13 protein-coding genes are annotated in these 11933 nt (G+C 57.8%); 12 read left to right on the top strand and 1 reads right to left on the bottom strand.

Annotated features, from left to right (window positions below; genetic code table 11):
• The first annotated feature begins 2 nt into the window (after positions 1-2).
• The 4 genes from kdsA to ispD all read left to right on the top strand — a co-directional run bounded on the left by kdsA (position 3) and on the right by ispD (position 3442).
• Positions 3-848: a 3-deoxy-8-phosphooctulonate synthase gene (gene kdsA, locus ACYZTS_RS01670; RefSeq protein WP_028622540.1), complete on the top strand. Its 846-nt coding sequence runs from the start codon at positions 3-5 to the stop codon at positions 846-848.
• 151 nt (positions 849-999) lie between these two features.
• Entirely contained in the window at positions 1000-2289 is a 1290-nt protein-coding gene (eno, locus tag ACYZTS_RS01665) for a phosphopyruvate hydratase (protein ID WP_461993553.1), read from the top strand.
• A gap of 170 nt (positions 2290-2459) precedes the next feature.
• Positions 2460-2738, top strand: coding sequence for a cell division protein FtsB (ftsB, locus tag ACYZTS_RS01660; RefSeq protein ID WP_028622538.1), 279 nt, complete (start codon positions 2460-2462; stop codon positions 2736-2738).
• Positions 2735-3442 (top strand): 2-C-methyl-D-erythritol 4-phosphate cytidylyltransferase, encoded by a 708-nt coding sequence (gene ispD, locus ACYZTS_RS01655; RefSeq protein ID WP_461993550.1) that lies wholly within the window; start codon positions 2735-2737, stop codon positions 3440-3442. The genes ftsB and ispD overlap by 4 nt, the downstream gene beginning before the upstream one ends.
• 141 nt (positions 3443-3583) lie before the next feature.
• On the opposite strand, the gene ACYZTS_RS01650 is transcribed toward ispD, so the two are convergent.
• Complete coding sequence (locus ACYZTS_RS01650; protein WP_461993548.1) at positions 3584-4480, bottom strand: LysR substrate-binding domain-containing protein; 897 nt, start codon at positions 4478-4480, stop codon at positions 3584-3586.
• A gap of 106 nt (positions 4481-4586) precedes the next feature.
• Between ACYZTS_RS01650 and ACYZTS_RS01645 the strand changes: the two genes are divergently transcribed.
• From ACYZTS_RS01645 to rpoS, 8 genes are all read left to right on the top strand, one after another.
• Entirely contained in the window at positions 4587-5699 is a 1113-nt protein-coding gene (locus ACYZTS_RS01645) for an S-(hydroxymethyl)glutathione dehydrogenase/class III alcohol dehydrogenase (protein ID WP_461993546.1), read from the top strand.
• An 8-nt stretch (positions 5700-5707) separates the two neighbouring features.
• Complete coding sequence (fghA, locus tag ACYZTS_RS01640; RefSeq protein WP_461993544.1) at positions 5708-6553, top strand: S-formylglutathione hydrolase; 846 nt, start codon at positions 5708-5710, stop codon at positions 6551-6553.
• A 53-nt stretch (positions 6554-6606) separates the two neighbouring features.
• Complete coding sequence (ispF, locus tag ACYZTS_RS01635; protein WP_461993542.1) at positions 6607-7080, top strand: 2-C-methyl-D-erythritol 2,4-cyclodiphosphate synthase; 474 nt, start codon at positions 6607-6609, stop codon at positions 7078-7080.
• Positions 7077-8135, top strand: coding sequence for a tRNA pseudouridine(13) synthase TruD (gene truD, locus ACYZTS_RS01630; protein WP_461993540.1), 1059 nt, complete (start codon positions 7077-7079; stop codon positions 8133-8135). Before ispF ends, truD begins: the two co-directional genes overlap by 4 nt.
• The gene (surE, locus tag ACYZTS_RS01625; RefSeq protein WP_461993538.1) at positions 8123-8872 is read left to right on the top strand and encodes a 5'/3'-nucleotidase SurE; all 750 of its coding nucleotides are present in this window, start codon (positions 8123-8125) and stop codon (positions 8870-8872) included. Before truD ends, surE begins: the two co-directional genes overlap by 13 nt.
• A gap of 41 nt (positions 8873-8913) precedes the next feature.
• Positions 8914-9549: a protein-L-isoaspartate(D-aspartate) O-methyltransferase gene (locus ACYZTS_RS01620; protein WP_177326966.1), complete on the top strand. Its 636-nt coding sequence runs from the start codon at positions 8914-8916 to the stop codon at positions 9547-9549.
• 199 nt (positions 9550-9748) lie between these two features.
• Positions 9749-10606: a peptidoglycan DD-metalloendopeptidase family protein gene (locus ACYZTS_RS01615; RefSeq protein ID WP_028622529.1), complete on the top strand. Its 858-nt coding sequence runs from the start codon at positions 9749-9751 to the stop codon at positions 10604-10606.
• Positions 10607-10710: 104 nt separating this feature from the next.
• Positions 10711-11718, top strand: coding sequence for an RNA polymerase sigma factor RpoS (rpoS, locus tag ACYZTS_RS01610; protein WP_028622528.1), 1008 nt, complete (start codon positions 10711-10713; stop codon positions 11716-11718).
• The last annotated feature ends 215 nt before the right edge of the window (positions 11719-11933 follow it).

Raw genomic sequence — 11933 nt, 5'->3', positions numbered from 1 at the left:
CAATGGCGCAGAAGATCATCCGTGTAGGCGATATCGAAATTGCCAACGACAAGCCAATGGTGCTGTTCGGTGGCATGAACGTGCTGGAAAGTCGCGACATGGCCATGCAGGTTTGCGAAGAGTACGTAAAGGTTACCGAAAAGCTCGGTATCCCTTACGTGTTCAAGGCCAGCTTCGACAAGGCCAACCGTTCTTCCGTGACCTCTTACCGTGGCCCCGGCCTGGAAGAGGGCATGCGGATTTTCCAGGACATCAAGCAAGCCTTCGGCGTGCCGATCATCACGGACGTCCACGAACCGGACCAGGCTGCGGTCGTTGCTGAAGTCTGCGACATCATCCAGTTGCCGGCTTTCCTGTCTCGCCAGACCGATCTCGTGGTTGCGATGGCCAAGACCGGCGCAGTCATCAACATCAAGAAAGCCCAGTTCCTCGCTCCTCAGGAAATGAAACACATCCTGAGCAAATGCGTTGAAGCGGGTAACGACCAGTTGATTCTCTGCGAACGCGGTTCAAGCTTCGGCTACAACAACCTGGTCGTCGACATGCTCGGTTTCGGCATCATGAAGCAGTTCGAATACCCGGTGTTTTTCGACGTGACCCACGCGCTGCAAATGCCGGGTGGTCGTGCCGATTCCGCTGGCGGTCGTCGCGCTCAAGTCCTCGATCTGGCGAAAGCCGGCATGAGTCAGTCGCTTGCCGGTCTGTTCCTTGAAGCGCATCCGGATCCGGACAACGCCAAGTGCGACGGTCCTTGCGCGTTGCGCCTGGACAAACTGGAGCCATTCCTGGCCCAACTCAAAGCCCTGGACGAACTGGTGAAGAGTTTTCCGGTCGTAGAAACCGCGTAACAGCGAATTCCCACCGTAGGAGCCAGCTTGCTGGCGATGGCGATCTTGAACACGCCATCGCCAGCAAGCCGGCTCCTACAGAATTATGTGATCCAAAAGTATAAATCGATCGGTACAGAGCGTTTTCGTCAACTTTGGAGTGTTTACAACAATGGCAAAAATAGTCGACATCAAAGGTCGTGAAGTTCTCGACTCCCGGGGCAATCCCACCGTGGAAGCGGACGTGCTTCTCGATAACGGCATCATCGGCAGTGCTTGCGCGCCGTCCGGTGCTTCCACTGGCTCGCGTGAAGCACTCGAGCTGCGTGATGGCGACAAGAGCCGTTACCTGGGCAAGGGCGTTCTGAAAGCTGTCGCCAACATCAACGGTCCGATCCGCGACCTGCTGTTGGGCACTGATCCAAGCGACCAGAAAGCGCTGGATCACGCGATGATCAAGCTGGACGGTACCGAAAACAAAGCGACCCTGGGCGCCAACGCGATCCTCGCCGTTTCCCTGGCCGCCGCCAAGGCAGCTGCGCAGGACCAGGACCTGCCGCTGTACGCTCACATCGCCAACCTGAACCGCACGCCGGGTGTGTACTCGATGCCGGTGCCGATGATGAATATCATCAACGGTGGCGAGCACGCCGATAACAACGTCGACATCCAGGAATTCATGGTGCAGCCGGTTGGCGCCAAGTCTTTCTCGGAAGGTCTGCGCATGGGCACCGAGATTTTCCATCACCTCAAAGCCGTGCTGAAGGCCCGTGGCCTGAGCACTGCAGTGGGTGACGAAGGTGGTTTCGCGCCGAACCTGGCTTCCAACGAAGACGCGCTGAAAGTCATTTCCGAAGCCGTGGCCAACGCCGGGTACACGCTGGGCACCGACGTGACCCTGGCTCTGGACTGCGCCGCCAGCGAGTTCTACGAAGACGGTAAATACAACCTGTCCGGCGAAGGCCAGGTCTTCACCGCTGAAGGTTTCGCCGATTACCTCAAAGGCCTGACCGAGCGTTACCCGATCATCTCCATTGAAGATGGCCTGGACGAGTCCGACTGGGCAGGCTGGAAAATCCTCACCGACAAGATCGGCGAGAAGGTTCAGCTGGTAGGCGACGACCTGTTCGTCACCAACACCAAGATCCTGAAAGAAGGCATCGATAAAAAGATCGCCAACTCGATCCTGATCAAGTTCAACCAGATCGGCACATTGACCGAAACTCTGGAAGCCATCCAGATGGCCAAGGCCGCTGGTTACACCGCTGTGATCTCGCACCGCTCCGGCGAAACCGAAGACTCGACCATTGCCGACCTGGCAGTGGGCACTGCGGCTGGCCAGATCAAGACAGGCTCGCTGTGCCGTTCGGATCGCGTGTCCAAGTACAACCAACTGCTGCGTATCGAAGAGCAGTTGAACGGCAAAGCCAAGTACAACGGCCGTAGCGAGTTCCGCGGTTAAGCGTTGACTGTTAAAAAGTCAGCGGATAGTGTCGGAAAAATCGCGACAGCGATGGATTTGCCACTAATCTGATGCCTTATCAGCACAAGCCTGGGTTTTCCAGGCTTCGTGCTATCAGATGCTTCAAAGTTTGGCATGGCTGTCTTTTTTCACTGGATACCCGATATTCGATGCGCAGTCCCAATTGGTTGTTCCTCGTTTTGCTCCTGCTGCTGGCGGGCCTGCAATACCGCCTGTGGGTCGGTAATGGCAGCCTTGCGCAAGTGGCCGAGCTGACTCAGCAAATCGCCGAGCAGCACGCTGAGAACGAAGGCTTGCTGGAGCGCAATCGGGTGATGGACGCCGAAGTCAGTGAGCTGAAAAAAGGCATGGAGACCGTGGAAGAGCGGGCTCGTCATGAATTGGGCATGGTCAAGGACGGTGAAACCCTTTACCAGCTCGCACAATGAATTCCTCGATACCGGCCTTCTGGGCCGTAGTTCCTGCCGCGGGCGTCGGTGCCCGTATGGCTGCGGACCGTCCCAAGCAATATCTGCAATTGGGCGGGCGCACAATTCTCGAACACAGCCTCGGCTGTTTCCTTGAGCATCCTGCCCTGAAGGGGTTGGTGGTGAGTCTGGCGGTGGATGATCCTTACTGGCCCGGTTTGCCCTGTGCTTCCGATTCGCGCATTCAGCGGGTAGATGGCGGCGCCGAGCGTTCCGGGTCAGTGCTCAATGCCTTGTTGCATTTACATGCGTTGGGCGCTGACGATGACGACTGGGTGCTGGTGCACGATGCAGCGCGGCCCAATCTGAGCCGCGATGATCTGGACAAGCTACTCAGTGAGCTGGCTGATGATCCGGTTGGCGGGCTGTTGGCGGTACCGGCTCGCGATACCTTAAAGCGCATCGACAAACATGGCCGCGTGGTTGAAACCGTGGATCGCAGCGTGATCTGGCAAGCGTACACCCCGCAGATGTTTCGCCTCGGCCCGCTGCATCGGGCGCTGGCTGACAGTCTGGTGGCTGATGCGCTGATTACCGATGAGGCGTCGGCGATAGAGTGGGCAGGTCTGGCGCCACGCTTGATCGAAGGTCGCTCGGATAACCTCAAGGTCACGCGGCCTGAAGATCTTGAATGGCTGCGGCAGCGTTGGGCTAATCGGCCTTGATTGATTAGGTGTCTGTTATACCGTCATCGCGAGCAGGCTCACTCCCACAGCGTTTTGTGTGTTCACCCAGTGAGTGCCTGCTAAAGATCCACTGTAGGAGTGAGCCTGCTCGCGATAGCGGTGCTCAAAGCAGCACAACTGTCAGCTCCGATACTCCGGCCTTAACGCCAACCCTTCCTTCAAATAATCCACCAACTTTCTCACCTTCGGCGACAGATGCCGTTGCTGCGGATACAGCGCCCAAACCGCTGTATTGGGTGGCTGATGCGCTTCCAGCAGCGAAATCAGCGCACCGCTGCGCAAATGTTCCAGCACGTAGTAATCCGGCAACTGACACAACCCGACCCCTTGTAGCGCCGCCTCCAGTACCGCTTGCCCACTATTGCATCGCCAGTTTCCCTGCACTCGTTGGGAAAACTCCTTGCCGTTCTGTTCCAACTGCCAGACATCCGTACTGCCGATCAGGCAATTGTGCCGGCTCAATTCCGACAAGCTGTGTGGCCGACCGTACCGCTCGACGTAGGAAGGTGACGCGCACAGATACATACGTCGTGGGGCCAGACGCGTCGCTACCAGTCTTGAATCCTGCAAGCGACCGAGGCGAATCGCCAGGTCCAGGCCTTCGTGTACCAGGTCCAGCTGACGGTTGCTCAGTTCGATATCGACGCGAAGCTGCGGATAAATCCCCATGAACCGAGTCACCAGCGGCACGATAAAGCGCTCGCCATACGCCACGGCACAGGTCATGCGCAGCATGCCTTTGGGTTCGCTCGTCAGGTCGCCGACTGCGCGCAAGGCTTCTTCGCGACCATCCTGCAAACGCTGACAGTGCTGCAGAAATGTCTGCCCGGCTTCGGTGAGCGTAACCCGGCGAGTGCTGCGGTACAGCAATCGTGTCTGAAGACGCTCTTCGAGGCGTACGATCTGACGACTGATATGAGAGGAAGAAACGCCAAGGCGCTCAGCGGCTGCGGTGAATTGGCTGCATTCGGCCACGGCGACAAACTCGTCGATGCCTTCCCAGCGGTTCTCTGACATCAATGATTATCCCTGTACGGCAATAATGTTTTGCTTTTGACCGGATTATTCACCTTTGAGCGTCGTATTACACTCTCCTTCTCGCTTATATCCACTGGAGATACACATGATCAAGTCGCGCGCCGCCGTTGCCTTCGAGGCTAAAAAACCGCTCGAGATCGTTGAAGTCGATGTTGCCATGCCCAAGGCCGGTGAAGTGCTGTTGCGTGTGGTCGCCTCCGGTGTCTGCCATACCGATGCCTACACGCTGTCGGGCGCGGATCCGGAAGGCATCTTCCCGTCGATTCTCGGTCACGAAGGTGGCGCGGTAGTTGAAGCGATCGGTGAAGGTGTGACCTCGGTTGCCGTTGGCGATCACGTTATTCCGCTGTACACCCCGGAATGCCGCCAGTGCAAATTCTGCCTGTCGGGCAAGACCAACCTCTGCCAGGCCATTCGTTCGACTCAGGGCAAAGGCCTGATGCCAGACGGCACCACGCGCTTTTCCTACAAGGGTCAGCCGATTTTCCACTACATGGGTACTTCGACTTTCTCCGAATACACCGTGCTGCCGGAGATTTCCGTCGCCAAGATTCAGAAAGAAGCGCCACTGGAAAAAGTGTGCCTGCTGGGCTGCGGCGTCACCACCGGCATCGGCGCTGTGCTCAACACTGCCAAGGTGAAACCAGGTGATACCGTGGCCATTTTCGGCCTCGGCGGTATTGGTCTGTCGGCTGTCATCGGCGCAGTGAAGGCCAAGGCTGCACGGATCATTGCGATCGACATCAATCCGGCCAAATTCGAAATCGCCAAGCAGTTGGGTGCAACCGATTGTGTGAACCCGAAGGGTTTCGATCGCCCGATCCAGGAAGTCATCGTCGACATGACCGATGGCGGCGTCGATTTTTCCTTTGAGTGCATCGGCAATGTTCAACTGATGCGCGCTGCACTTGAGTGCTGCCACAAAGGTTGGGGCGAATCGGTGATTATCGGCGTCGCCGGTGCCGGTCAGGAAATCGCCACCCGCCCATTCCAGTTGGTCACCGGGCGCGTCTGGCGTGGTTCAGCGTTCGGCGGCGTGCGTGGTCGCACCGAGTTGCCAAGCTATGTCGAGATGGCCGAGACCGGTGAAATCCCGCTCGATACCTTCATCACCCACACCATGGGTCTGGAAGATATCAACAAGGCGTTTGACCTGATGCATGAAGGCAAGAGCATCCGTTCCGTCATTCATTTCTGAGGTCGGTCATGAGCCTGGAAAATATCTCCTGCCAGAAAAGTTTCGGCGGCTGGCATAAACGTTACAAGCACCGTTCCGACGTGCTCGGCTGCGACATGGTGTTCGCCGTGTACCTGCCGCCGCAAGCAGAGCAGGGCGGCAAATTGCCGGTGTTGTACTGGTTGTCCGGCCTGACCTGCACCGACGAAAACTTTATGCACAAGGCCGGCGCGATGCGCATGGCGGCTGAGCTCGGGTTGATCATCGTTGCGCCCGACACCAGCCCTCGCGGTTCCGACGTGCCGGATGATCCGGAGGGCGCCTGGGACTTCGGCCTCGGCGCAGGTTTCTATCTGAATGCCACGCAGGAACCGTGGTCCCGGCACTATCGGATGCATGATTACGTGGTGCAGGAATTGCCGGCATTGGTCGAAGCCCATTTCCCGGCATCCACCAGGCGTGGCATCAGCGGCCATTCCATGGGCGGTCACGGCGCGCTGGTCTGTGCGTTGCGCAATCCGGGGCGTTATCAGTCGGTGTCGGCGTTCTCGCCGATCAACAATCCGATGGATTGCCCGTGGGGCCAGAATGCCTTTTCCCGTTATCTGGGCGAAGACCGTTCCAAGTGGCGCGAGTGGGATGCCTGCGCATTGATTGCCGACGCTGAAAAGAAACTGCCCCTGCTGGTCGACCAGGGTGATCGTGATGATTTCCTTGCTACCCAGCTCAAACCCGAAGCCTTGCAGCAAGCGGCGAAACAGGCCGGTCACCCGCTGACTTTGCGCGTGCAACCGGGCTACGACCACAGTTATTTCTTCATCGCCAGTTTCATCGACGACCACTTGCAACATCACGGGCGTGCTCTAAACGCCTAATACTCGCCAAAGCAGGTAGAATCACGCCCTGACAAAAATCGGGGCGTTTTTTTATGCGTATTGGCCACGGCTACGATGTGCACCGTTTCGCTGAAGGCGATTTCATTACTCTGGGCGGCGTGCGTATCGCACACGGCTTCGGGCTGCTCGCTCACTCCGACGGTGACGTCCTGCTGCACGCCTTGAGCGATGCCTTGCTTGGCGCGGCCGCGTTGGGTGATATCGGCAAACATTTCCCCGACACCGACCCGACATTCAAGGGTGCCGACAGCCGCGTGCTGTTACGCCATGTTGTCGCGCTGATCCACGCCAAAGGCTGGAAAATCGGCAACGTTGACAACACCATCGTCGCCCAAGCGCCGAAAATGGCCCCGCATATCGAATCGATGCGCGCGCTGATTGCCGCGGATCTCCACGTTGAGTTGGATCAAGTGAACGTGAAAGCTACCACCACCGAGAAGCTTGGTTTTGTCGGTCGCGAAGAAGGCATTGCCGTGCACTCCGTTGCCTTGTTGCTGCGCGCATGAATGACGCGCAACTGCTCGGCCCGCGCGCCTACGGTCAGGCACTGGGCACCGCGGTATTAAAAGCGACTGCAGAAGATTTCCAGGTCGACGAGGTACTCGATATTCCCCTCAGTGGCGATGGCGAGCACCTGTGGATCTGGGTGGAAAAACGCGGCCTTAACACTGAAGAAGCGGCCCGGCGAATTGCCAAGGCAGCGGGCGTGCCGTTGCGTACGGTCAGCTATGCCGGTCTCAAGGATCGCCAGGCACTTACGCGTCAGTGGTTCAGTGTGCAACTGCCGGGCAAGGCGGATCCGGATCTGACGGCAGCGGAAAACGAAACGCTGAAAATCCTCAAGACCGGTCGGCACAGACGCAAATTGCAACGCGGCGCTCATTCTGCCAATGGTTTCACCTTGCGTCTGACGCACTTTGCCGGCGACAAAGCGACTATCGAAGAACGTCTGCAGTTGATCGCCAAACAAGGTATTCCCAATTATTTCGGCGCTCAACGTTTTGGCTTTGACGGCGGTAATGTCGTCGATGCCCGTGCCTGGGCGGCCCGCAAGGCGTTGCCGGAGCAGCGCAATGTACGCTCGCGTTTGCTATCCACGGCGCGCAGTTTCCTGTTCAACCAAGTGTTGGCCGCACGGGTTGCCGATGGCACCTGGCAGCGTGCTCAAGTGGGCGACCTGCTGGCCTTCACCGACAGCCGCAGTTTTTTCCCGGCCGGTGAGGCCGAGTGCAGCGACCCGCGCCTGGCCATTCTCGACCTGCACCCGACCGGCCCGCAGTGGGGCGAAGGTGACTCGCCGGCCACGGGCGCTGTCCATGAACTGGAGCAGGCGATCGCCGCGCGCGAAGCAGACCTTCGCGATTGGTTGATCAACGCCGGTATGAGCCACGAACGTCGCATCCTGCGACTGCCCATTGCCGGGTTGACGTGGCATTATCCCGAGCCTGACATTCTGCAACTGGAATTCGTCCTGCCGGCCGGATGCTTTGCCACCGTACTGGTGCGCGAACTAGTCGATCTGGTGCCGGTGGGGCAGACGGACAGCCCATGCGTATTCTGATTTCTAACGACGATGGGGTAGCCGCACCCGGTCTCGCCGCGCTTCATGCTGCGCTGGCGGATTACACCGAGTGCGTGGTTATCGCCCCGGACCAGGACAAAAGTGGCGCCAGCAGTTCGCTGACGCTCGACCGTCCGTTGCACCCGCAAATCCTTGCCAACGGCTTTATCAGCCTCAATGGCACGCCGACCGATTGCGTGCACCTGGGGCTCAACGGGCTGCTGGAAGTGGTGCCGGACATGGTGGTTTCCGGCATTAACCTGGGCGCCAACCTGGGCGACGACGTGCTTTATTCCGGTACCGTGGCAGCGGCCCTCGAGGGGCGTTTTCTTGATCGTCCTTCGTTTGCGTTTTCGCTGGTCTCACGGCAGGTCGACAACCTTCCCACGGCCGCCCATTTTGCGCGCAAACTCGTGGAGGCTCATGCCGACCTCGACCTACCGCCGCGTACAGTGCTGAACGTGAACATTCCCAATCTGCCGCTGGACCATATCCGCGGGATCCAACTGACCCGTCTGGGCCATCGCGCCCGTGCGGCGGCACCGATGAAGGTGGTCGACCCTCGCGGCAAATCCGGTTACTGGATTGCCGCTGCGGGAGACGCTGAAGATGGCGGCCCGGGCACCGACTTCCATGCAGTGATGCAGGGTTATGTGTCAATCACGCCATTGCAGCTGGACCGCACCTTCAATGATGCTTTCAGAAGTCTCGATGGCTGGCTGGAGGGACTTCGATAATGGCCCGTGAACAAGACCACATGCTGCATCGCGGCATTGGAATGACTTCTCAAAGAACCCGTGAACGGCTGATCCAGCGGTTATACGAGGAAGGTATTTCCAACGCCAAGGTGCTGGAAGTGATCCGCCGGACGCCGCGTCATCTTTTCGTCGACGAGGCGCTGGCCCATCGCGCTTACGAAGATACGGCGCTGCCGATCGGCAACAACCAGACAATTTCCCAGCCCTACATGGTGGCGCGCATGAGCGAGCTGCTGCTGGAGGCGGGGCCGCTGGACAAGGTGATGGAGATCGGCACCGGTTCGGGCTACCAGACTGCGATTCTGTCGCAGTTGGTGGAGCGGGTTTTTTCGGTCGAGCGAATCAAGGTCTTGCAGGACCGCGCCAAGGAACGACTGATCGATCTGAACCTGCGCAACGTGGTGTTTCGTTGGGGTGATGGCTGGGAAGGCTGGCCGGCGCTCGCGCCCTACAACGGCATCATCGTGACGGCTGTAGCGACCGACGTGCCGCAGGCATTGCTCGATCAGCTCGCGCCAGGCGGGCGTCTGGTGATACCTGTAGGGTCTGGGGAAGTGCAGCAACTGATGCTGATCATTCGTGAAGAGCACGGGTTTTCCCGGCGAGTGCTGGGCTCTGTACGATTTGTTCCCTTACTGAATGGGCCTCTGGCCTGAGCTTTTAACGCATCACGCTGAATTCTATTTGATCGGCTTTGTCTTACAGCGGCGTCGGTCAGTTAAACGGATTGGATCGTCGGGGCGCAAACGTGTGCCCTGCACGATTAAAAACAGAGGCTGCACGGCCCGTATACTTGCGACATTTCATGCCGAATTTCGGCAACCCTATTTTCAGCCACCACAAAGGGAGCGGCGGGTGAGTCTCACAGTCATTGCGCAGCGAATGGGTACAACGAGCTTTCAGCGCCTGGTGACTGGCCTTGTCTTGAGCACCTTGCTGGTTGGTTGTTCCAGCAACAAATCCAGCGACGTGCGCGTCGTTGATCGCAACAAGGCCGCGGCGCAGCGCCCGGCAGTGACCACGGGTCAGTACGTGGTCCGTCCAAAAGACACTTTGTTTTCGATCGCTTTCCGCTACGGCTGGGACTACAAGGCGCTGGCGGCACGGAACAATATTCCTGCGCCATACACTATCCGTCCGGGCCAGACGATTCGCTTCGATGGACGCACTGGTTCAACACCAACTACGGTGACCAGTTCAACAACTTCAACGCCTTCATCGTCGAGTAAAACCACAGTGTTTCGCCGCCCGGCAGCAGGTGCGACCGGGGGCAGTACGGCGGTTATACCGTCCGTCGCAAACAAGCCGTCTGCTGCTCCATTGCCTCCTGCAGGCCCGGCCCCGACCGGCTGGGGATGGCCTTCCAATGGCATTCTGATTGGAAAATTCTCTTCAAACGGCAGTTTGAATAAAGGAATTGATATCGCCGGAGATTTGGGACAGCCTGTTTTAGCTGCGTCTGATGGGACGGTGGTATACGCCGGGAGTGGCTTAAGGGGCTACGGCGAATTAGTCATCATCAAACACAGCGATACCTACGTCAGTGCCTACGGACATAACCGCAGGCTGTTGGTTCGGGAGGGGCAGCAGGTCAAGGTCGGGCAAACAATTGCCGAAATGGGGTCAACGGGTACAGACCGGGTGAAACTGCATTTTGAGATTCGCCGACAAGGTAAACCTGTAGATCCGCTGCAATTCCTGCCGCGTCGTTGATTGCTTTCCAGCCTGTTCCGTCGCGTAGAGGGGACAGGCTCAGCGTTGCCAAGGATCAAGGCGTCGCTTGAGCTTGAGGTCGAACTCACCAAAGGACTATAACAATGGCTCTCAGTAAAGAAGTGCCGGAGTTTGACATCGGCGATGAGGTTCTCCTTATGGAGGCCGATATCGATACGGATTCGATGTCGAATGATGAAGGGGCTGCTCCACCTTCCGTTCGTGCCAAATCCAAAAACTCCACTTCGTTGAAGCAACACAAATACATTGATTACACGCGCGCTCTCGACGCCACGCAGCTGTACCTCAATGAAATCGGCTTTTCCCCTCTACTGTCCCCGGAAGAAGAAGTTCACTTTGCACGTTTGTCGCAAAGTGGTGATCCGGCCGGGCGCAAACGCATGATTGAAAGCAACCTGCGGCTGGTGGTGAAAATTGCCAGGCGCTATGTCAATCGCGGATTATCGCTGCTGGATCTCATCGAGGAAGGGAACCTCGGGCTGATTCGCGCCGTGGAAAAATTCGATCCTGAACGTGGCTTCCGATTTTCTACCTATGCGACATGGTGGATTCGTCAGACCATCGAGCGCGCGATCATGAATCAGACCCGCACTATCCGGTTACCTATTCATGTCGTCAAGGAACTCAACGTGTACCTGCGGGCTGCGCGCGAGCTCACGCAGAAGCTCGATCACGAACCCTCACCGGAAGAAATTGCTAACCTGCTGGAAAAACCGGTTGCAGAGGTCAAGCGAATGCTGGGCCTGAACGAGCGGGTTTCTTCAGTCGATGTCTCGCTGGGCCCGGACTCGGATAAAACCTTGCTGGATACCCTTACCGATGACCGTCCGACCGATCCATGCGAGTTGCTGCAGGATGACGACCTGTCGCAGAGCATTGATCAATGGCTCTCGGAACTGACCGACAAGCAACGTGAGGTGGTGGTACGCCGCTTCGGCCTGCGCGGGCACGAGAGCAGCACGCTTGAGGATGTGGGCCTGGAAATTGGCCTGACCCGTGAGCGGGTCAGACAGATTCAGGTCGAGGGGCTTAAACGCCTTCGGGAAATTCTCGAGAAGAATGGTTTGTCGAGCGAGTCGTTGTTTCAATAAATGCGCTCTGCAACTACAGAACGCCCCGACTGGTTTGGGGCTTTTTGTTGCCTGAAATTCCAGTCAATGAGTGCTGGGACTTGTAGCCTCAAGCTGTAAGCCTTGGATTACTCTCTTGTAAGTGTTCGTAATCTTTACACATCGGTGCACTGCCATCAGACCAGGCGAGTATCGTCCAAACTGCTGATTAATATGAATATATTAGAGTTCGCGTG

Source organism: Pseudomonas sp. TMB3-21, from assembly GCF_054898145.1.
Note: the sequence above shows the minus strand (reverse complement) of the source record. Positions and strands in the feature narration are given on the sequence as shown.